Below are 21,290 nucleotides of genomic sequence, written 5' to 3' on the forward strand. Positions count from 1 at the left end.
TCGCGGCGTGCTGTTCGACCTGGACGGCACCCTGCACGACCGCGCCGAGACGGTGAGGCGCTATCTGAGTGGGCATGTCCGCCGTTTTCCGGTCCCGGAGGGTTATGCGGAGCGTTTCATCCTGCTGGACGACTTCGGATACGTGTCCAAGCGGCGGGTGTTCGAACAGCTGGTGCAGGACTTCCGGCTGGATCACGGTGTGGAAGCACTGCTGCAGGATTACGACGATCATGCCTGGAATGACCTGGGCCGGATGCCGCACACCCAGCAGGTGCTGGCGGCGCTGCGGGCGCGTGGCCTCCGGCTGGGCGTGGTGACCAACGGCTGGACCGTCAAGCAGCGCGAGTGTCTGACCGGGCTGGCCTTGACCGAGGCCTTCGATGTGGTGGTCATTTCAGAGGAGGCGGGCTGCCGCAAACCCGACCCGCCCATCTACCGGCGGGCGCTGGAGGGCCTGGGTCTATCCGCGGCCGAGGTGCTGTTCGTGGGCGACTCGCCGCTCAACGACGTCCAGGGACCGCAGCAGGCGGGCATGCGCGCCGCTTGGCTGCCCACCTCCCACCCGCTCCCGGAAGGCGTGACCCCGGAGTTCGTCCTGGCGGATCTGCGGGACGTGGTGGCGGTGGTGGAGGGGCGCTTCACCGGAACCGCCCCTCCAGACCGACCCCATCTGCTCTAGCATGGCCCGCGTGACCACCCTGCTTCCCATCTTCGAGGTGCTGCCGCAGCTGAGGGCGGTGCTGGCCGGGGCGCCGCTCAGCGTGCTGCAGGCCCCGCCCGGCGCCGGCAAGAGCACGGCGGTGCCGCTGGCGCTGCTCGCGGAACCGTGGCTGGCCGAGCAGCAGATCGTGGTGCTGCAGCCGCGCCGCGTGGCGGCCCGCAGCGTGGCGGCGCGCATGGCGGCCACGCTGGGCGAGGAGGTGGGCGGCACGGTGGGCTCACAGGTGCGCTTCGAGAGCCGCACCTCGGCGCGCACCCGGATCATCGTCATGACCGAGGGCATTCTGACAAGGCGGCTGCAGGCGGACCCGGAACTGTCCGGCATCGGCCTGATCCTGTTCGACGAGTTCCACGAGCGCAGCCTGCAGACGGATCTGGCGCTGGCCCTGACCCGGGAGGTGCAGGACTCGCTGCGGCCGGACCTGCGGGTGCTGCTGATGTCCGCCACGCTGGACCCACAGCTGCCGGCCCGGCTGGGCGGCGTGCCGCTGGTGGCGTCCGAGGGCCGGGCCTACCCGGTGGAGGTGCGCTACCTGCCGTCAGACCCCAGCGGGCCCGCGGACGCCGCCGTGGTGAGCGCCGTGAACCGGCTGCTGGACCAGGAACCGGGCGACGTGCTGGCCTTCCTGCCGGGCGTGGCCGAGATCCGGCGGGCGGCGGGCACGCTCAGCGGCCAGCACCCGCAGCTGAGCGTGCTGCCGCTCTACGGCGACCTGCCGCTCGCCGCGCAGAGCCGCGCCATCCTGCCGGACCCGCAGGGGCGGCGCAAGGTGGTGCTGGCCACCAGCATCGCCGAGACGTCGCTGACCATTGACGGCGTGCGGATCGTGATTGACAGCGGGCTCAGCCGCCGCTCGGAGTTCGACCCGGGCAGCGGCCTGAGCCGACTGGTCACGGTGCGCGTAACGCGCGACGCCGCCGACCAGCGCGCGGGCCGGGCGGGCCGCACCGCGCCCGGCGTGGCGCTGCGGCTGTGGAGCGAGCGCACCCAGGCGGCCCTGGCCGAGCGCTTTCTTCCGGAAATCCTGGGCGCAGACCTGGCCCCGCTCACGCTGGAGCTGAGCGGCTGGGGCACGCCGGACCCCGGCACGCTGCAGTGGCTCGACACGCCGCCACCCCCCCGCGTCGAGGCGGCCCGCGAGCTGCTGCGCGAGCTGGACGCCCTGGACGACGCGGGACGCGCCACCTCCCGTGGGCTGGAGCTGCTGTCGCTGCCGACCCATCCGCGGTTGGCCCACCTGCTGCGCGAGGGCCAGCGCGCCGGGCAAGGCGCGCTGGCCGCCGACCTCGCCGCCCTGCTGGAGGAGCGTGACCCGCTGCAGGGCGCCGGCAGCGACCTGACCGAGCGGCTCACGGCGCTGCGGCGCTGGCGGGCGCGGCTGCCTACCCCCGGCGACGTGGCGGTGCTGGAGCGCACCGAGCGGCTGAGCCGGCAGTGGCGGCAGGCGCTGGGCGTGCGGCCCGATGACCGGCCCGCCGATCCGCACCGGGTGGGGCAGCTGGTGGCCTGGGCGTACCCGGAGCGGGTGGCGCAGCAGCGGGAGGGCGACCCGGCCCGCTACCTGCTGGCTGGGGGGCAGGGGGTGCGCCTGCCGGACGCCGACCCGCTGGCCGGCACCCCGCTGCTGGCGGTGGCGCACCTGGACTCGCGCCTGCGGGCCGGAGAGGGCCGCATCTATCTGGCGGCCCCGCTGGCCCCGGAGGCTCTGGACGACCGCAGGCAGGAGGTGCAGCACGTGCGCTGGGACAGCCGCAGCGGCACGCTGATCGCCCAGCGGGAACAGCGGGTGGGCGCACTGGTCCTGGCCGCCGAACCGCTGCGGCAGCTGCCGGCCGAGCTGCGGGCCGCCGCCATGACGGGCGCCGTGCGGCAGGAGGGGCTGGCCCGGCTGAACTGGACCGACGACGCCCGGCAGTGGCAGGCGCGGGTGCTGAGCCTGGGCCACTGGCGGCCCCAGGACGGCTGGCCGGATGTGTCGGACGACGCGCTGGCCGAGCAGCTGGACGACTGGCTGACCCCGCTGCTGGGCACGGCCCGCACCCGCGACGATCTGGCGCGTCTGAATCCGTTGCCGGGCCTGCAAACGCTGCTGCCCTGGCCGCTGACCCGCGAAGTGGACCGGCTGGCCCCCACCGCGCTGGAGGTGCCGAGCGGCCACCGGGTCCGGCTAGAGTACCGCCCGGACGGCTCGGCGCCGATCCTGGCGGTGAAGCTGCAGGAACTGTTCGGGCTGGCCGACACGCCCAGCGTCAACGAGGGCCGCACCCCGGTGCTGCTGCACCTGCTCTCCCCCGCCCGCCGTCCGGTGCAGGTGACCCAGGACCTGCGCAGCTTCTGGGAGAAGGGCTACTTCGAGGTGCGCAAGGACCTGCGCGGCCAGTACCCTCGCCACCCCTGGCCGGACGATCCCTGGACCGCGCCGGCCACCCGCAGCGTGAAGCGGCGCTCCTGACCCAGGTTTAGAAAGTCTGCACGCTCCGGCGAGTGTGGCCGAACCTCACAGTCTGACGGCGCCGAATCCGGCAGGGTGCAGGGCATGGCCGCAGAGCTCTACGACGTAACGATCATCGGGGCCGGTCCGGCCGGGCTGAACGCCGCCCTGGTGCTTGGACGGTCCCGGCGCCGGGTGCTGCTGCTGGACGGCGGGCCGCCGCGCAACGCCCGCACCACCGCCGCCCACAGCGTCTTTACGCGTGACCACTCGCCGCCGATGACCCTGAAACGGCTGGCGCTGACCGATCTGGAACGCTATCCGGTGGACGTCCGGCAGGCCGAGGCGACGGCCGTGATGGTAGTGGGCGAGTGCTTCGATGTCCGCCTCAGCGACGGCCAGCTGGTGCGCAGCCGCAAACTGCTGCTGGCCAGCGGCCTGCGCGACCTGCTGCCGGACATTCCCGGATTTCGGGACGGCTGGGGCCGCACCGTGCTGCACTGCCCCTACTGCGACGCCTGGGAACACCAGCAGCAGCGGCTGGCGGTGTACGGGACCGGCGACGCGGCCCACCACATGGCCCTGACGCTGCGGCTGTGGAGTGACGAGGTCACGCTGCTGACCGGCGGTCCGTCCGGGTTCAGCCGGGAGCAGTGCCGCGACCTGGCGCGCCTGGGCGTGCAGGTGCGCGAGCTGCCGGTCACGCGGCTGGCCGGAACGCCGCTGTGCATCACCCTGGACAGCGGCGAACAGCTGGTGGTGGACGCGCTGTTCTACAGCCCGGCCCAGGAGCAGCGCTCGCCGCTGCCGGCCCGGCTCGGCTGCCGGCTGACCGCCAACGGACGGGTCGAGGTGGACGACCATGGCCTGACGAGTGTGCCGGGCATCTACGCGGCCGGCGACATGACCCCGAGCCCGCAGTACGTGATGAATGCCGCCGCCAGCGGGGTCACGGCCGGCATCGCCATCAACACGGCGCTGGTGCATCAGGAGCGGGTGGCGCAGGGCGCCAACTTCCACAAGGCTGGAGCCTGAACTACCCGCGCCCCCCGGTCCCCACCGCCGCCTCGGCCTCGCTGTGATTGAGCGGGCCGCGCATCAGCCACGTGAGCGCCACACCGGCCACGCTGCCGAGCAGCGGCCCCCCCAGGTGGGGCCAGGCGTCCGGCACCGCCCCGTCCACCAGGGCCGGACCAAACACCCGGGCCGGGTTCATGCTGACGCCCGACACCGTGTTGGTCATGAAGTGGTCCAGCACCACGGTCAGGCCCACGGCCATGCCGACTGTCGGCCGGATCTTGGCGTTTCTGTGGGCGGTGGCCAGGATCACCACCAGCAGCACCGCGGTCGCGCTGGCGTCCAGCAGGAACGCCCCGCTGCTGGAAATGCGCTCTGTGGCGTGTGGGAGGGGCGCCACGGCGCGGGCCACCCCGCCCGCCAGCACGGCCGCCCCGAACTGCACGGCGAGGTACGGCACCACCCGCCGCCAGGCAAAGTCGCCGCGCAGCGCAAACGCCAGCGTGACCACCGGGTTGATGTGGGCCCCGGACACGTCGCCCAGGGCATAGATCATGCCGGTCACCACCAGCCCGGGCGTGATCACCGCTGCCGCCAGTTCCGGAATCAGGCCCAGCCGGGCCAGCTGGATGGCGCCCACACTCGCCAGCGTGAGCAGAAAGGTGCCCAGCGCCTCGGCCACCAGGGCCCGGCCCAGCGGTACCTCCGCCTCGGGGGCCTTCAGAACGCGTTCATCACCTGACATTCCGCTGACATGCTAGCGGCGGTCTGTAGCCGGCGCTACTCTCCGTAGCCTTTAGAGAGCGGCTGGCGGTCTGTTCAGCCGCGGCCGCGGGTTTCAAAGCCCTGTGCGCGCAGCAGCTCTCCGGCCCGCTGAACATCGTCTGGCGTCTCCAGGCCGAGCCGCACGGCGCCGCCCTGCTCGCGCACACTCAGGACCTCAATGTCCTTGATGTTCACGCCCGCCTGACCGAGCGCGTTGGTGATGATGCCCAGCTGGTTGGGCCGGTCCGGAATGGCCACCACCAGATCGAAGCGGGGCGGCAGCAGGCTGCGCTTCACCACCGGCAGGCTGTCGCGGGTGCGCTTGCCCTCCACGGCCGCCTCCAGCAGCTCCTCCGGCTGGTCCAGCGTCTCGGCAAGGTGCTCCAGCTGCCGGGTGAAGCGCTGCAGCGCCTCGCGCAGCGCCGCCCGGTTCTCCACCACCATGTCGCGGCTCATGCGCGGGTCGCCGCTGGCCACCCGGGTCAGGTCACGGAAGCCGCCGGCCGCCAGCAGCGACAGCCGCTCGTCGCGGGCCACCATGTGCGTCAGCGCGAGGCTGGCCAAATACGGCAGGTGGCTGATGGTGGCCACCAGCGTGTCGTGGGCGTCGGGCGGCATCACCACCGGAGCCGCGCCGAGCTGCTCCACCAGCATCCGCACCCGCGAGAGGGCGGTGAGCGGAGTGGTCTCGGTGGGCGTCAGCACCCAGACTGCATTTTCCAGCAGCGCGGCGCTGGCGTGCTGCACCCCGCCGCGCTCGCTGCCGGCCATCGGATGGCCCGGCACGAAATGCCTCACGCCCAGCCGCTCCAGTTCGGCCGCAATGCCGCCTTTGACGCTGCCCACATCCGTGACCAGCGCCTGCGGATTCAGGAAGGGGGCCAATTCGCGGGCCAGCGGGCCCAGCGCCTTGACCGGGGCGGCCAGCACCACCAGATCAGCGTCTCTCAGCCACTCGCCGGGGGTGGCCCGCGCCTCGTCGATCACCCCCAGCGCCTCCGCCTCGTGCAGCGCGTCCGAGGAGGCGTCGTAGCCGATCACCCGGCCCGCCAGCCCGCGCTGCCGCAGCCCCAGCGCCATTGAGCCGCCGATCAGCCCCACCCCGGCGATGACCGCCGTGCGAAACATAGGTAATGGAGCGTCGCTGCCCTGTGTCATGCCGTCCCCGAGCTCATCGGGTATGAAGGTAGCACGGCATACCAGTTTTGATTTCTGTACAAGCAGCGGCCAGCCCGGAGCTCTGCAGGCACCGTCAGACGGTAGGGCGCACACTTATCTTCGAAACAGGCCGGTCATTTCTTGACAGTTCCGCGACACGACGAGACCGTACAGACGGTTGGCCACCAAGCTCAACACCAGGAGGCCTCCGAACAGGCCAGCCGCCTTCAGGAAGAAAGTTGCGAATTGCCGGTCCAGACCTTCAGGGCGAAGTGGATGATCGTTTAGAAAATAGGTGGCGAAGGCAAACAACAGGCACAGACCAGCCAACGCTCCAAAAACATGAGCCAGGGTTACTGGAGGGCTGGGTTGGGCCAGGGGTGGAGGGGTCCTGGACTTCCGCCCTGCAACGGCGTTGTACAGCTGGTTGCCTGTAGTCAGCATGAAAATGGCAAAATTCAGTGCTACCAGCCAATGACGACGCAGAAGAGAGTCGAAGAACAAACATGCAAAAAGAAGGAACATTACTACGTTCCCACAGAAACGCAACCATCCGTAGGTTTTGATGTTCTGGGCCCATACCTGTAGCTGTGTCACTCACGGACACTCTACTCAGCTTTACAGGCGTGAATCGTCAAATCTGACTTCGCACAGAAAAACCCCCGGTCCGAACGACCGGGGGTCTGTTCCTTTGCCGTCTTACTCGGTCGCCACCGTCTGGTCCACCGCCTGGGCCGCCGGCAGCACCATCCGGAAGTGGGCAGCCGGGTTCACCAGCAGCTCCGCGATGCGCCGGGCCGGAGTGGCCTGCTCGCTCTTGAGCAGCTGGTCGTGGTAGTCGCCCAGCAGCTCGCGCACGTCGGCCACGCCCTGGGTGCTCAGCGGCAGAATCTGCACGTTGGCGCCCTTGGCCAGCCGGCGCTTCAGCGCGGCGTCGTCCAGGCCCTGCTCCGGCTCGTGGCGCAGGTACACCACGCCGCCGGACATGCCGCTGCAGATCCAGGGGCCGGCGTCGCCCACCACCACGGCCCGGCCGGCCGTCATGTACTCGAAGGCGTACCCCTTGGCGTTGGCACGGGTGGCCAGCGCCCCCAGGCTGTCGTCCACCGGGGCGCGCAGGTCGCCGCCCAGCACCACGTCGGCTCCCGAAAGGCGAACGCAGAAGCGGCTGTCCGCGCTGCCCTGAATCAGGAAGCGGCCCCCGATGGCCCCGTAAGCGAAGCTCTTGCCCACCGAGCCGTCTACCCGGTCCCCCTGGTGGTTTCGGCCCTTCAGGATCACGATGCGCCCGCCCAGTGCACTCTTGCCCACGCCGTCCTGAGCGCCGCCGTCCACCTGGATGTCTACCGGCGCGTTGTTGAACGCTCCCAGGCCGTTGCCGGGAATGCTGCCCGCTTCAAAGTGCAGCTTGACCCGACGGGTGCCGCGGCTGGTGATGCGGTCGCGGGTGAGTGTGCCCACCAGGTGGGTGCCCAGGGCGCGCTCGGCGCTCGCCACCGGCCCATCGCGGTAGATGACCTCTTCCTCGTGCTCGTCCTCGATGGCGTCCGTGACCCATTCCGAAACCATGCGGGTCATGTAGTTCAGCGGCTTGTGGATGATGCGCCGGCCCAGCCGCTTCCAGGCTTCCGGCTCCTCGCTCAGTTCCAGCAGTTCCGAGAGGTCCAGCGCCTCGCTGCTGGCGGTCAGCAGGTCGCTGCGGCCGCGCAGCTCGGAGAGGCTCGTCAGCCCCAGCCCCGCCACGATTTCTCTCAGGCTGCTGGCAATGCCGCTGTAGAACGCGTGCAGCCGGTCCACCTCGGTCGGCAGCACCCGCGGCACGAAGCGCTTGAAGCCGTGGGCCTTGGCCTCCTCCTCGGTCTCCACCTGTGTGGTGATGCCCACGTGGCAGGTGTCCAGCTGACAGCCGCGGCAGATGGTGCAGCCGATGGCCACCATGCTCAGCGTGCCGAAGCCCACCCGGTCGGCGCCCAGCGCCACCATGCGGGCCACGTCCAGCGCGGTCTTGAGGCCGCCGTCGGCCCACAGTTCCACCCGGTCACGCATGCCGGCGGCGGTCAGGGCACGGTGGGCCCGCTTCACGCCGAACTCCACCGGCATGCCGGCGTACTTCAACGCGTGGCTGCGCGCCGCGCCGGTGCCGCCCTCGAAGCCGGACAGGGTGATGATGTGCGCCCCTGCCTTGGCCACACCCAGCGCGATGGTCCCGATGCCCGGCACCACCGGCACCTTCACCGAGATGCGCGCGTTCGGGTTGATGGTCTTGAGCTCCTCCACCAGCTGAGCGAGGTCCTCAATGGAATACACGTCGTGATTGTTGCTGGGGCTGATCAGGTCGGTGCCCTGCACCGCGTGGCGGGCGGCGGCCACCTTGGCGCTGACCTTCTTGCCCGGCAGGTGGCCACCCTCGCCCGGCTTGGCGCCCTGCCCCACCTTGATCTCGATGACGTGGCAGCTGTTGAGCATCACGCTGCTGACCCCGAAGCGCCCGGAGGCCACCTGCTGCCCGCGCCAGTGGTTGTAGTGCCCGATCATGCCGGGAATCTCGCCGCCCTCGCCGTTCATGGCCAGGATGTTGAGCCGCTTGGCCGCCTCCACGTAGCTGCGGAAGGCCGTCTCGCCCTGTGACCCGAAGCTCATGGCACTGATCACAAAGGGCAGGCTGTGGCCGCCGATGGCGAGGTCCACGCTGTCCGGGTCCACCGCGTCGGCACCGTCCGGGGTGCGGAAGTCCAGCAGCTGCCGGGCGGCCAGCGGCATCTCGGTTTCCAGCGCCCGGATACGGTTCTGGTAGTCGGCCGGCTCGATCTCGCCATTGGCCAGCGAGAAGGCCGCCTTGAACACCCGGGGGTTGAAGCGCTGGTCGCGGTCCAGCGTCTCGGCGTTCTGGGCAAAGCGCTCCAGGCGGCGCTTGAGCGTGGCCTCCAGGCCGGAGAGAGTGTAACCCTTCTGCCCGCCCCAGAAGCCGCGCACCCCCAGCGCGTCCATCAGGTCCTGGGCCAGCCCCAGGCTGGCGAAGATCTGGCCGTAGCCGCGCAGCTCATGGATGCCCATGGTGCTCATGACCTTCTCCACGCCCTTGCTGAAGCCCGCCACCAGCCGGCTCTCCGCCTCGGGCGTGGGGTACAGCGCGTAGGCCGCCACCGGCTCCACCGCGTCGGCACCCAGACCCACCAGCAGCATCAGGTCATGGAGGTTGCGGACCTGGGCGCTGCGGACCACCACGCTGGTCAGGCGCCGCAGGCTCACGCCGCGGCTGTCGCGCTGCTCGGTGAGCCGCTGCTCCAGCGACCCCACCGCCAGGGCCACGTCCAGCGCGGCCTCCCCGTTCTGGTACAGCGCAGTGTCGTCCAGCAGCAGCAGCTCGGCCCCCTCACGCACCGCCGCCGCCGCCTGCTGGAACAGCCGCTCCAGCGCCGAGGCCAGCGTCTCGTCCGGGCGCAGGGCCAGGACCAGCTCGGCCACCTGGAAGTAGGCCTTGAGCCCCGCCACCGTCAGCGTGCCGTGCTGCTCGGCCACGGCCTTGGTGGCGGCCAGCACCGGGGTCAGGATGTCGGCGCTGTTGCCGTCGCTGCTGCCGGGCAGCGGACGGCGGCCCAGCAGCGCGCGGGTGGAGAAGTGCTCGATCTCGCGCTCGCGGTCAATCGCCGGGTTGGTCACCACCGCCACTGTCTCGCGGAAGAACTCGGCGAGGTTCGGCTTGTCCGGCTTCAGGGCCGGCATCTGACCGTCGTAGCCGAGCGAGGCGATCGGCTCGGCGCCCTTGTCGGCCACCGCCTTGACGTATTCCTCGTCCCAGCGCTCCCAGCCGAAGGCCAGCCGCGCCGCCTTGCTGAAGCTCGGCAGCTCCGTGTCGGCAGCCGGCAGGTGCGGCCCCTTGACCCGCTCGTGCGCCTGATCGAAGTTGTAGCCCTTCTGGTGCACCCGCTCCAGCACCAGCCGCTGCACCTGTTCGTTGGCGTGGAGCCGCACGGTGCTGCCGCCCAGACACGCCACCATCTTCTCGCCGGGGGCAAACGGCGCGGGGTCCGCGACCATGCTGCCCAGCGGAATCACGCCGCGTTCGCTGCTCCAGAAGTATTCCTTCTCGGTCTCGCCGAACCACAGCGGGCGCAGACCCATCGCGTCCACGCTGAACACACACTCGGTGCCGTCGCGCGCGATAATGGCCGCCGGACCCTGCGCCAGCGGCCCGCCCCCGGCCCGCAGCCCGATGTAGGCGCTCTGCAGGCTGGTGGAGAAGCTCTTGACCTCACTCAGCACCGGCGGGAACACACTCTCGATGGCCTCCAGCAGGCTCATGCCCTGGCGGTGGATGTGGCCAGCCAGCACCCGGTTCAGGTCCTGGCTGTCGCTGCCGCCGGTCAGCGGCAGGTTCAGCTGGTGGCCCTCCTTGCGCAGCCGGTCAATGGTGTTGATCTCGCCGTTGTGCGCCAGCAGGGTGAACGGCTGCACCTGCTCGAAGGTGCTGAGCGTGTTGGTGCTGTAGCGGTTGTGCCCGATGGTGCACACCGACATGAACTCGGGGTGCGAGAGGTCCGGGTAGTAGCGCGGCAGCAGTTCGGCGCTGCCGCGCACCTTGTACACCACGCTGTGGGTGCTGAGGCTCACCACATGCACCGGATGATGCGCTTCCAACTCCAGGCCCAGCTCGAACAGCTGCGCGTTGCGCTCGCGTGAGGTGTCGCCCTGGACCGTGCCGGCCAGCTGCACGAACTGCGGCTCGGTCAAGCGGGCCACCGGCCCCAGCGCCCGCGAGTACACTTGCCCTACCCGCTCGGTCAGCACCTGCACGCCGAAGCGCGACGCGGCCACCCGCAGCGCGTCCTGAATCTCGCGCACATTCACGCCCTGCGGCACGAACAGGTGGCCCACGAAGAAGGCGGGCGCGTCCACCAGGTCCGGGTTCAGGCGGGCGTCGGTCAGCCAGCGCCGCCACAGCAGGCGCGGGATGTCGGTCTGGATGCCGGCGCCGTCGCCCTCGCCGCGCACCTCGCCGCTGCGGTGGGCCATGTGTGCCAGTTCCTCCAGAGCGCGAACCACGTTGCCGTGGGTGGCGTCTCCGGTCTTGCGGATCTTGCAGAGGATGCCGCAGGCGTCATGCCCGATCTCGTCGAAGTTGCCGGGAAACTGCGGCTCCAGGCGCTCGCGCTCCGCCTGACGGTAGCGGCTGTCCTGCTGACCGTCGTGGCGACGGGGGGTGGTGGGGGTACGGTGGGTCATGGCAGCCTCCTGCGCTGTCTGAGGTACCGGCTTCGGCACGGCTCCGGTGTTGTGATTGGGGGTCGGTCTCGTCCGGCAGCTCTACGGCGCCGCTTGGAAAATTATTCATACATTTGCATGTTTGGATGGTGTTCCGACTCGCGCTGTGCAGACGAGCTGCGCCGCAGCCGGCCTGCAGGCCCTCTTGAGCGCGCCGTTTGGGCCGGAGCGGAAGCGCTTCATCGAACGGTGTGACATCGCGCGTCTCCAATTGACCTTTGCCACCTGCTTCACATATTCTGTACGGTGAATCTGAACACTTAGGGGAAGTGTCCAGGCCACTCATATCGTCATGACTGCGACGTCGTTATCTATCTGCACTGTCGGCAACTGGGGGGAAGGTTTGGAAACCTTGAAGGTATCGGGGAAATCGCGGCCGAACGCAGTGGCGGGGGCCATTGCGGCGCTGCTCAGAAGCAACGGCGAGGTCGAGGTGCAGGCCATCGGCCCGGCGGCCGTGAATCAGGCGGTCAAGGCCATCGCCATCGCGCGCGGGTACATCATTCCGGAGAACCTGGACCTCACCACCCAGCCGGCCTTCGTCAAGCTCGACATCATGGACGAGGAACGCACCGCCGTGAAGTTCAACATCCAGGGCGTGCGCCTGGGCAACCCAGAACCGCGCTCCAGCTGACCTGGCAGCGCCCTGCGCGCTTACCCTCATCAAACTTGATACCTCCGCGCTAAGATTCAGGTGGAGGTTCTGCCATGATCTTCGGCCCCTACACCCTGCTGATTCTGCTGATCTTCGCCGCGTCCCTGCTGATTCAGGGCTACCTCAGCCGCACCTACGCCCAGTGGTCGCAGGTACGCAACGCCCGCAACCTGAGCGGCGCCGAGGTGGCGCGGCGCATGCTGGACCAGCACGGTCTCCAGCAGGTCCAGATCGAGCTGGCCCCGGGCCGGCTCTCGGACCACTACGACCCGCAGCGCAAGGTGGTGCGCCTCTCGGCGGACAACTACCGGCTGCCCAGCCTGGCTGCCGCCGCCGTGGCCGCCCACGAAGTGGGGCATGCCCTGCAGGACCACAGCCACATGCCGGCGCTGGCGCTGCGCAGTCAGCTGGCGGTGCCGCTGGGCCTGGGCATGAACTGGGCGCCGTGGCTGCTGCTGCTGGGCATCACGCTGCACTTCACCGGGCTGATCTGGCTGGGCGTGCTGCTGTTCGGGGCGGCCCTGGCGTTTCATCTGATCACCCTGCCGGTGGAGTTCGACGCCAGCCGCCGCGCTCTGACCTACCTGAGCGGCAGCGGGCTGCTCAGCACCCCGGAACTGCAGGGGGCGCGCACAGTACTCACCGCCGCCGCCCTGACCTATGTGGCCGGCTTCGCCATGGCACTGGTGCAGTTCCTGAACGTGCTGGGTCTGGCACGCAACCGCAGCTGAGCGCGTTCTTGAGCCGGAGCGGGCCATCCACAGCGGGTGGCCCGCTATGCTGAGCCGCATGACTGTGCCCACCCCCAAGAAGGCCAACCCGGCCCGTTCCCTGGCTATGCGGGTGCTGGGGACCGTGCTGGAGTCTGCCAGCTTTGCTGCCCCTACCCTGGACGACGCGCTGCAACAGGCCCGCCTCAGCGCGCGGGACGCCGGTCTGGCCACCCACCTGGTGTACGGTACGCTGCGCCACCTGCCGGTGCTGGACGCTGCCCTGGCGCCACTGCTGCGCGGCCCCACCCCGCTGCACACCCGGGTGCTGCTGCTGTGCGGCAGCTTCGAGAAGCTGGTGCTGGGCACGCCGCCGCACGCGGTGGTCAACGAGTACGTGACGCTGGCCCGCCAGGGCAAGCAGCCGCCCGGCCTGATCAACGCAGTCCTGCGCCGGGTGGAGCTGCTGGGGCCGCTGGACCCGCAGTCCACCCTGCCGGCGTGGCTGGCGGACGAATACCGCGCGGCCTACGGAGACGCGGCCCCGGCCATCTTCCAGAGCCTGCTGGAACCGCAGCCGCTGTGGCTGCGGCTGCGGCCCGCCGGCGTGGAGGCGCTGGAGGAGGAGGGCGGCACGCTGGAACCGGGGGCGAATGACATGTACCGGGTGCAGCTGGGTCGCCCACTGCGTGACAGCGCCGCCTTCCGGCAGGGCTGGGCACAGCCGATCAACCCGGCCAGCCTCGCCTGTGTGCAGGCGCTTGGCGACGTCTCGGGCCAGCCGGTGCTGGACCTGGCGGGCGGCGCGGGCGTGAAGGCGGCGATGCTGGCGGCGGCCGGAGCGAACGTCACCAGCGTGGACGTGGTGGAGGGCAAACACCGCGCCGCCCGGCGCAACCTGGAGCGGCTGGGCCTGCAGGCCCGCTTCGTGACGGCCAACCTGACCGCCACCCCGGACCTCTCCCCCGCGCCCGCCGTGCTGCTGGACGCGCCATGCACCGGCAGCGGCACCCTGCGCGCCCACCCGGAAATCAAGCTGCGCCTGACGCCGGCGTCGGTGCAGGAACTGGCTGACCTGCAGGGCCAGCTGCTGGACACAGCGGCCCAGCTGACCCTGCCGGGCGGGGTGCTGGTCTACAGCGTCTGCAGCGTCACGCACGCGGAAGGGCCGGACATGGTGGAGGGGTTCCTGAGCCGGCACCCGGAGTTCCAGCCGGAACCGCTGCCGGATCTGGATGTACCGGCCGTCCCGAGCGGCCAGGGCGTGCTGACCGTGCCGCTGGACGGCATCGACGGCTTCTTCATTGCCCGGATGCGGCGCCAGGATTGACCCGCCGCCTGACGTTCAGGTCAGGCGGTCCAGATGACCTGCGTCCGCGATCCGCAGCAACTGCGGTGGCTGACCGGGTGTCCAGAGCAGCTCAGTCAGCGCCGCGTTGCGGTGCTGATACTGGCCGGCCAGCCACGTGTCGCGCTCGTCCTGGCCGCTCAGCCGGGCAAGCAGCGCGGTGAGCGCCGCCCCGTGCGACACCACCACCACGGCCTGCTCCGGCTGGAGCGGCAGCGCCAGCAGCGCCGCCTCGAACCGCATGCCGACGGCCCGCAGCGACTCGCCGCCCGGGTAGCCGAAGTGGCCGTCCGGCGCGGTCATCTCGGCGGCGCGCTCGTGCATGTCGCGGTAGGGCCGGCCGCGCCAGTCGCCCGCATGAATCTCCTGCGCGCCCTCCAGCACCGTCAGCGGCACACCCAGCCGCTGGGCGATGGCCAGCCCGGTCTGGCGCGCCCGCAGGTACGGGCTGGCATACACCTGCACCGGCGGCGGCCGGACGGCGGCCAGCACCTCCGCCACCGCCCGGGCCTGCTGCCAGCCGAGTTCGGTGAGCGCGTCCTCGGCGCTGTCCTCGCCGCGCAGGCGCTGGGTGATGTTGCCGTCCGTCTGGCCGTGGCGGATCAGATACAGGCGAACGGTCGGCGCGTCGGAGGTCATGCCTGTGAGGGTAGCAGGCCAGCCGCCTGCCGCACGGCCCACACCACCACGGCGGCCCCCTCCAGCAGCTCCCGCACCGTCAGACCGCCGTAGCCGAGCAGCAGCGCCTGCGGCGCCGGCCCCTGGGTGTAGCTGTCCAGCGTGCTGACCCGCACCCCGCGCTCCAGGCAGACCGCCGCGATCTGCTGGGCCTTTAGCGGCGCGCTCAGGTGCAGGCAGGCGTGCAGCCCGGCCTCGATGCCGCCCAGCCGGGCCAGCGGCGCGAGCGGGGCCAGCTGCTGATGCAGCAGCGCGCTCAGCATCCGGTAGTGACGGCGGGTGCGGCGGATGTGCCGGTCCAGGTCACCCTGCTGCAGCAGATGCGTGACGGCCACCTGCACCGGCCACGCGCTCCCCGAGTCGGCCAGCACCTTCTGCCTCAGCAGGGCCGGCAGCAGCGCCGGCGACGCCATCAGGTACCCGAGCCGCAGGGCCGGCGTCAGCACCTTGCTGAGGGTGCCCAGGTACAGCACCCGCCCGCTGCGGTCCAGGCTGGCCAGGGTGGGCAGCGGCGGCGCGCCGTACCGGTACTCGCTGTCGTAGTCGTCCTCGATGATCAGGGCGTCGTGCTGCTCGGCCCAGGCCAGCAGCGCCAGCCGCCGGGCGGCGCTCATCCGCACCGCCAGCGGGTACTGATGGCTGGGCGTCACGTAGACCAGCCGGGCCGCCGGCAGCTGTTCCACCACCAGGCCGTCCTGATCCACCGGTACCGAGAGCAGCTCCGCACCGCTCTCGGCCAGGGCAGTGCGGGCCAGCCGGTAGCCGGGGTTCTCGATGGTCACCCGGTCGCCCGGCCGCACCAGCCCCCGCGCGATCAGGCCGATGCCCTGCACCGCGCCGCCCGTCACGATCAGCTGCTCCGGTCGGGCCGGCAGGCCCCGGGAGCGGCCCAGATAGGCGGCCAGCGCGGCCCGCAGTTCCTGTTCTCCAGCCGGGTCCCCGTAGTCGTTGGGCGGCAGCTGCCGGGCGGCGTGCTGCCAGCTGCGCTGCCATGCACGGCGGTCCAGGGTCTGCAGGGTCGGCTGGCCCAGCCGGAAGTCCAGGGTGCCGGCCAGCGGTGCGTCGGTCGGCACCGGCAGGGTGTCCGGCAGCCAGCCGGGGGCCAGCGGCGCCGTGACCGGCGCCGGCAGCCGGGCCGCCTGCACGGTGGTGCGGCTGCCGCCCCGGCTGCCCAGATAGCCTTCCAGCGTCAGCTCGCTGTAGGCCTCCACCACAGTGCCGCGCGCCACGCCCAGCTGCGACGCCAGGCTGCGGCTGGAGGGCAGGGCCGTACCCTGCGGCAGCCGGCCTGCCTGGATCGCCGTCCGCAACTGCTGGGCCAGCTGCGCTGCCAGCGGTCCAGCGCCGTCCCGCTGCAGGCTCGGCTGGAACGGCAGCTCCGGCCCGCTGCGAAGTGGTCCAGTTGAAAGCGTCAGAACTGGTGCTGTCGGGTGATCCATCTGCCGGGTAGCCTAGCAGAGATGATCCGACCCGTGCCGAGCGCTCCCCCGCCGATTCAGTCCGTTCTCCTGACGTCCGCATTGCTCGTCCATCACCTGACCACCTCTGCCTGGATGGTCCTGGCATGACTTCCTACTACGACCCGACCGTCCGGGACCCCTCCATCTCCCGCCGCCCGCTCAACCGCCGGGACGACGCCTGGATCCGGGCGCTGCTGGAGCGGGTGAAGGTGTGCCGCATCGCCACCGTCTGGGACACCCTGCCATTCGTGAATCCCACCAGTTTCGTGTACCGGCCGGCCAGCCACGACGTGATCTACCACTCGAACCTCGCCGGGCGGGTGCGCGCCAACACCGAGCGCCAGCCGCAGGTCTGTTTCGAGGCGTCGGAGATTGGGGCCTTTCTGCCGAGCAACGACCCGCTGGAACTCACCGTCCAGTACCGCAGCGTGGTGGCCTTCGGAGGAGTGCGGCTGCTCCAGGGCGATGAGGCGCGGCAGGCCCTCTACGACCTCTCGGTCCGCTACTTCCCGGCGCTGCGGCCCGGCCAGGAAACGCGCCCGATCACCGACGATGATCTGGCCCGCACCAGCGTGTACGCCCTGCAGATCGAGCGCTGGAGCGGCAAGGAGAACTGGGCGGATCAGGCGATCCAGACCGACAAATGGCCTGCCCTCTCCGACATTCATATGCAAAGTATTTGACAGATTTTTCTTACACTTGCATACTGAGAGCACCGTAGCGTCCGGCAGTGCCGGCACCAATGTTCCGCTGCCCCGTCCCGTACACTGAAGGCACACGCGGCACGCCGGCCCCAGGCCGGACGCCGCCGAAGGAGGACCCATGACCGCGACAGAGAATCCGCAGACCCAGCCCACCGACTGGCTGGAAGTTGAGCAGCGCCTGGACAGTGGCGTGTACAGCAAGCACCAGGTGGTGATGGTGCGCGGCAAGAACGCCACCGTCTGGGACAGCACCGGGCGCGAGTACATCGACTGCGTGGGCGGCTACGGCGTGGCCAACGTCGGGCACAGCAACCCGGAAGTGGTGCGCGCCATCCAGGAGCAGGCCGAGCAGCTGATCGTGATGCCGCAGACGCTGCCGAATGACAAGCGGGCCGAATTCCTGCAGGAGCTGGTCAGCGTGCTGCCGGACGGCCTGAACCGGGTGTTCCTGTGCAACAGCGGCACTGAGGCGATGGAGGCGGCCAAGAAGTTCGCCATTACCGCCACCGGCCGCACCCGCTTCGTGAGCATGAAGCGCGGCTTCTCCGGGCGCACCCTGGGCGCGCTGGCCTTCACCTGGGAGCCGAAGTACCGCGAACCGTTCGGGGCCGCCGTGGACAACGAGCATGTCTCGTTCGTAAGCTATGGCAACCTGGACGAGCTGCGTGCCGCCCTGACCGACGACGTGGCCGCCGTGATCATGGAGCCGGTGCAGGGTGAGGGTGGCGTGCGCCCCGGCACGGTGGAGTTCCTGCAAGCGGCCCGTGAGCTGACGCGCGAGCGCGGCATCCTGCTGATTCTGGACGAGATCCAGACCGGTTTCTGCCGCACCGGGAAGATGTTCGCCTGCGAGCACTCCGGCGTGGTCCCGGACGCCATGACGCTGGCCAAGGCGATGGCGGGCGGCGTGCCGATCGGCGCGCTGGCGATGACCAGGGACGTGGCCGACAAGATGCCGGCGGGCGGTCACGGGACCACCTTCGGTGGCAACCCGCTGGCCATGGCCGCCGGCGTGGCCGCCATCGGCTTTATGAAGCGCGAGCGGCTGTGGGAGCAGGCCCAGCAGAAGGGCGAGTACTTCATGCGGCGGCTGCGCAGCATCCAGAGCAGCAAGATCCGCGAGGTGCGCGGCCTGGGCCTGATGATCGGGGTGGAGCTCAAGGAGAAGAGCGCGCCGTACATTCACGCCCTGGAACACGAGGAGGGCGTGCTGGCGCTGCAGGCCACGCCGCTGGTGGTGCGCTTCCTGCCGCCGCTGACCATCAGCTACGAGCAGATCGATGGGGCGGTCGAGGCGTTTGCCCGCGTGCTGGGCGCGCCGCACCCGGAAGCGGACACCCTGAAGGAAGGCATCCAGACCGAATAACGAACGTCGTCCTGTCAGAACGAGTCCGCGCCCTGTGCCGGGCTCGTTCTGCTGTGGTGATGAACCTCTCCGCCACCCGGCCCGGCCCACTCCACTATGCTCGCTGCTATGACCGACACCCTTCCTGCCCGTCCGCTGGCCGCCGGTCAGCCGTACCGCGTCGAGCGCCACGTGCTGGCCGGCATCCCCTGCCTGATCGAATGCCCGGACCATGACGGGCCGCTGAGCGCGCTGTGCGTGGTGCTGCATGGGGCCTACAACAGCAAGGAGGGCAAACTGGGTGTGTATCCGGAGCTGTGCGCGCACGGGGTGGCGGTGGTGCTGCCGGACGCGGCCCTGCACGGCGAGCGCCAGGACCCGCAGCACTCGCCGGACGTGCTGGGCGAACGTAACTACGTCTGGACGGCCGCGGCCCGCACCTCGCACGAGATGGGCCGGCTGATCGACGCCCTGCACGCCCAGTACGGGCCGCTGCCGGTCTGGGCGGTGGGCAGCAGCATGGGCGGCTACACGGCCCAGTTCCTGGCCCTGCAGGAACCGAGGGTCACGCGGGTGGCGGCCGTCATCACGGCGGGCGTGTGGCAGGACCCGCGCGCCACCCTCCCGGAAGCGCGCGCCTATCTGGACGGTTTCCGGCCGGTCCAGCACGCCCGGCTGGCGCCGCCCACCGCCCTGCTGCTGCTGAACGGCACGGCGGACGAGGTCTTCCCCCTGAGCGCCGTGGAACAGACGGTCCAGGCCTACCGGGCCGCGTATGCCCAGGCCGGCTGCCCGGAGCAGTTCGAGGCGCGGCTGTACGAGGGCGTGCCGCATTACACCAGCCGCGGCATGCAACGTGACGTGGTGCGCTTCCTGCTGGACGGCCTGCCGACCGCTACACTGCGGCCATGACCAAGGCCGCCCCCCCTCAGGTGCAGATGTTCGGCCTGAAAAAATCCAGCGCCACCCGCGCCGCCGAGCGCTTCTACAAGGAACGGCGCGTCAAGGTGATCTTCGTGGACCTCGCCAGCCGGCCCATTGCACGCGGTGAGCTGAACCGCTTCGTGCAGCGCTTCGGCCTGACGGCCCTGCTGGACCTGGAAGGCAAGACGTACGAGCGGCTCGGGCTGGCCTACCTGCGGATCAGCGAGGAGGGCCTGATCGAGCGTGTCATTCAGCATCCGGAGCTGTTGCGGCTACCACTGATCCGCGCCGGCAAGGTGCTGACGGTGGGTGAGGACCCGGCCGGGTGGGCGACCACGCTGGACCAAACCTGACCGAACTTTGAGAAGTCCCGCAAGACGGCAGCGAAGCGGTTCAGCTTGGCATCAGTGACGAACGCCACCATAGACCCATGAACAAGATCCTGCTGACCGCCCTGATCGCCCCCGTTGCCCTGGGCACCGCGATGGCCGCCCCCAAGATTTCGGCCCAGAGCATCATCGTGAACCCGGTCGAAACCAGCCTGACCGTCAAGGTCTGGACTGACCGCGACAGCACCGGGACGCAGACCCCCAACTACAACGTCGGCGACCGCATCCGCATCTATACCAGCGTCAACCAGGACGCCTACGTCTACCTGTTCAATGTGGACCCCAACGGCAAGGTGGACCTGATCCTGCCCAACCGCTACGCGGGCGGCGCCAACTTCCTGAAGGCCAACACCGTCAAGGCGTTCCCCAGCGCCGGCGACCCCTTCACCTTCGACATCGCGGCGCCCTACGGCGTCAACAAGGTGCTGGCGCTCGCCTCCAAGACCCAGCTGAACCTCGACCAGATCGCCGACTTCAAGAGCCAGAACGCCCAGGCCACCAAGTTCGCCGACGTGAACGTGCAGGGGCAGGGCCAGCTGGCCCAGGCGCTGAGCATCGTGGTCAACCCGGTGCCGCAGAACACCTGGATCTCTGACATCGCGTACTACAACGTGGCGGGCGGCACCAGCACCACGCCCCCGGTCCAGCCGGTGCCGGTCCAGACCCCGCCCACCCAGCCCCAGCAGGGCGGCTACCCGGCCTACAGCGTCACCAGCCAGACCGAATGGCGCACCGCCTTCACCAGCTCCACCGCCACGGCGGCCAGCGTCTACAACTTCTACACGGCCGAGCTGCAGCGTCAGGGGTTCACGCTGGTCGGTACCCGTCAGGAGCGCAGCCGGATTGCCGGTCAGTTCCGGAGCAACAGCGGCACCGCCGAGCTGCGGGTCTCGGAGAGCGGCAACAGCAACCGCTTCGATGTGGTGATCATCCGCCGCAGCTGAGCGGCCCTACCCTTCCACTGCAGCGCCGTCCCATTGTGCGGGACGGCGCTGCGTTTGTGTGCCATGCCTGTCAGAGGCGGCCCGCTACACTGCGGGCCGTGAATCGTTATGCACGTACCCTCCTTGCCCTGCTGCTGACGGCGCCGCTCAGTCTGGCCGCGCCGCCCGCCCAGACGGCGCCACACCCGGTGTCGGCCTACCTGCCGGCGGTGGGGTACGTGCATCAGAGCTACAACAACTGCGGCCCGGCCTCCATCGTCAGCGTGCTGAACTACTACGGCCTGCAGGCGGATCAGGCGGCGCTGGCGCAGGTGCTGCGGCCCCGGGGCGGGTACATGGTGGCGGGCGTCATCGATCCGTTCGTGCAGCGCTACGGCCTGCGGGCCAGCCGCTTCCGCAACGGCAACCCGGAACACCTCCGCCAGCTGGTGGCGGCCGGTATCCCCGTCATCGTCCTGCAGTGGCTCAATCAGGTGGGCGGCATCCCTCACTTCCGGGTGGTGCGCGGCTATGACGATGCGTCGGGCCGCTTCTACCTCTCGGACCCGCTGTACGGCGCCAACGTCTACGTCTCCTACGCCGATTTCCAGCGGCTGTGGGGCGTCTATGGCCAGGAGTTCATCCCGGTCTACCGCCCGCAGCAGGCGGCCCTGGTGGGGCGGCTGCTGGGCACCCGCAGCGTCAACGGCCTGTAACCGTCGGGGCCGCCTGAAGGCCTCGGCGCGTGTTAGCCTGCCGGGATGCCGGATGACCGTCTGACCCTGGCCCTGGACACCGCT

19 protein-coding genes (1 of these 19 running past the window's edge) are annotated in these 21,290 nt (G+C 70.2%); 13 read left to right on the forward strand and 6 right to left on the reverse strand.

Annotated elements, in window-relative coordinates; translation table 11 throughout:
* Positions 1 to 7: 7 nt before the first annotated feature.
* The 3 genes from ABOD76_RS18390 to ABOD76_RS18400 all read left to right on the forward strand — a co-directional run bounded on the left by ABOD76_RS18390 (position 8) and on the right by ABOD76_RS18400 (position 4,187).
* On the forward strand, positions 8 to 679 hold the full coding sequence (locus ABOD76_RS18390) for an HAD family hydrolase (RefSeq protein WP_350243408.1): 672 nt from the start codon (positions 8 to 10) through the stop codon (positions 677 to 679).
* Position 680: 1 nt separating this feature from the next.
* Positions 681 to 3,173, forward strand: coding sequence for an ATP-dependent helicase HrpB (gene hrpB / locus ABOD76_RS18395; protein WP_350243409.1), 2,493 nt, complete (start codon positions 681 to 683; stop codon positions 3,171 to 3,173).
* Between the two features lie 84 nt (positions 3,174 to 3,257).
* Complete coding sequence (locus ABOD76_RS18400) at positions 3,258 to 4,187, forward strand: NAD(P)/FAD-dependent oxidoreductase (protein ID WP_350243410.1); 930 nt, start codon at positions 3,258 to 3,260, stop codon at positions 4,185 to 4,187.
* Between the two features lies 1 nt (position 4,188).
* On the opposite strand, the gene ABOD76_RS18405 is transcribed toward ABOD76_RS18400, so the two are convergent.
* From ABOD76_RS18405 to ABOD76_RS18420, 4 genes are all read right to left on the reverse strand, one after another.
* Entirely contained in the window at positions 4,189 to 4,914 is a 726-nt protein-coding gene (locus ABOD76_RS18405) for an MIP/aquaporin family protein (RefSeq protein ID WP_350243411.1), read from the reverse strand.
* Positions 4,915 to 4,988: 74 nt separating this feature from the next.
* Complete coding sequence (locus ABOD76_RS18410; RefSeq protein ID WP_380130062.1) at positions 4,989 to 6,062, reverse strand: prephenate dehydrogenase/arogenate dehydrogenase family protein; 1,074 nt, start codon at positions 6,060 to 6,062, stop codon at positions 4,989 to 4,991.
* A 144-nt stretch (positions 6,063 to 6,206) separates the two neighbouring features.
* Entirely contained in the window at positions 6,207 to 6,689 is a 483-nt protein-coding gene (locus ABOD76_RS18415; RefSeq protein WP_350243413.1) for a hypothetical protein, read from the reverse strand.
* Between the two features lie 102 nt (positions 6,690 to 6,791).
* Positions 6,792 to 11,315: a glutamate synthase-related protein gene (locus ABOD76_RS18420; protein ID WP_350243414.1), complete on the reverse strand. Its 4,524-nt coding sequence runs from the start codon at positions 11,313 to 11,315 to the stop codon at positions 6,792 to 6,794.
* A gap of 382 nt (positions 11,316 to 11,697) precedes the next feature.
* Between ABOD76_RS18420 and ABOD76_RS18425 the strand changes: the two genes are divergently transcribed.
* From ABOD76_RS18425 to ABOD76_RS18435, 3 genes are all read left to right on the forward strand, one after another.
* Positions 11,698 to 11,988: a stage V sporulation protein S gene (locus ABOD76_RS18425; protein ID WP_350243415.1), complete on the forward strand. Its 291-nt coding sequence runs from the start codon at positions 11,698 to 11,700 to the stop codon at positions 11,986 to 11,988.
* Between the two features lie 74 nt (positions 11,989 to 12,062).
* Positions 12,063 to 12,740: a zinc metallopeptidase gene (locus ABOD76_RS18430; RefSeq protein ID WP_350243416.1), complete on the forward strand. Its 678-nt coding sequence runs from the start codon at positions 12,063 to 12,065 to the stop codon at positions 12,738 to 12,740.
* Between the two features lie 58 nt (positions 12,741 to 12,798).
* On the forward strand, positions 12,799 to 14,049 hold the full coding sequence (locus ABOD76_RS18435) for an RsmB/NOP family class I SAM-dependent RNA methyltransferase (protein WP_350243417.1): 1,251 nt from the start codon (positions 12,799 to 12,801) through the stop codon (positions 14,047 to 14,049).
* Positions 14,050 to 14,064: 15 nt separating this feature from the next.
* On the opposite strand, the gene ABOD76_RS18440 is transcribed toward ABOD76_RS18435, so the two are convergent.
* Positions 14,065 to 14,706, reverse strand: a complete 642-nt coding sequence (locus ABOD76_RS18440) for a histidine phosphatase family protein (protein WP_350243418.1) — start codon at positions 14,704 to 14,706, stop codon at positions 14,065 to 14,067.
* Positions 14,703 to 16,184 (reverse strand): PLP-dependent aminotransferase family protein, encoded by a 1,482-nt coding sequence (locus tag ABOD76_RS18445; RefSeq protein ID WP_350243419.1) that lies wholly within the window; start codon positions 16,182 to 16,184, stop codon positions 14,703 to 14,705. Before ABOD76_RS18445 ends, ABOD76_RS18440 begins: the two co-directional genes overlap by 4 nt.
* A 125-nt stretch (positions 16,185 to 16,309) precedes the next feature.
* Here ABOD76_RS18445 and ABOD76_RS18450 point away from each other — a divergent pair, with 125 nt between their 5' ends.
* From ABOD76_RS18450 to tsaB, 7 genes are all read left to right on the forward strand, one after another.
* On the forward strand, positions 16,310 to 16,888 hold the full coding sequence (locus ABOD76_RS18450) for a pyridoxamine 5'-phosphate oxidase family protein (RefSeq protein ID WP_350243420.1): 579 nt from the start codon (positions 16,310 to 16,312) through the stop codon (positions 16,886 to 16,888).
* Positions 16,889 to 17,027: 139 nt separating this feature from the next.
* Positions 17,028 to 18,275, forward strand: a complete 1,248-nt coding sequence (locus tag ABOD76_RS18455) for an aspartate aminotransferase family protein (protein WP_350243421.1) — start codon at positions 17,028 to 17,030, stop codon at positions 18,273 to 18,275.
* Positions 18,276 to 18,383: 108 nt separating this feature from the next.
* Positions 18,384 to 19,166 carry an alpha/beta fold hydrolase gene (locus ABOD76_RS18460; protein WP_350243422.1) on the forward strand — a complete coding sequence of 261 codons (783 nt, stop codon included), beginning with the start codon at positions 18,384 to 18,386 and terminating at the stop codon, positions 19,164 to 19,166.
* Positions 19,163 to 19,531, forward strand: coding sequence for an ArsC/Spx/MgsR family protein (locus tag ABOD76_RS18465; protein ID WP_350243423.1), 369 nt, complete (start codon positions 19,163 to 19,165; stop codon positions 19,529 to 19,531). The genes ABOD76_RS18460 and ABOD76_RS18465 overlap by 4 nt, the downstream gene beginning before the upstream one ends.
* Before the next feature lie 77 nt (positions 19,532 to 19,608).
* Positions 19,609 to 20,511, forward strand: coding sequence for a DUF4384 domain-containing protein (locus tag ABOD76_RS18470; RefSeq protein ID WP_350243424.1), 903 nt, complete (start codon positions 19,609 to 19,611; stop codon positions 20,509 to 20,511).
* A 98-nt stretch (positions 20,512 to 20,609) separates the two neighbouring features.
* A complete protein-coding gene (locus ABOD76_RS18475) occupies positions 20,610 to 21,206 on the forward strand; it encodes a C39 family peptidase (RefSeq protein ID WP_350243425.1) in 597 nt (198 codons plus the stop codon).
* Positions 21,207 to 21,251: 45 nt separating this feature from the next.
* Positions 21,252 to 21,290: the start of a tRNA (adenosine(37)-N6)-threonylcarbamoyltransferase complex dimerization subunit type 1 TsaB gene (gene tsaB / locus ABOD76_RS18480; RefSeq protein WP_350243426.1), read on the forward strand. Its footprint extends 516 nt past the window's final position; 39 of the gene's 555 nt are visible here — the first part of the coding sequence; its start codon is at positions 21,252 to 21,254; its stop codon lies off the right edge, out of view.

It is taken from the genome of Deinococcus sonorensis KR-87, assembly GCF_040256395.1.
Taxonomy (GTDB): Bacteria; Deinococcota; Deinococci; order Deinococcales; family Deinococcaceae; genus Deinococcus; species Deinococcus sonorensis.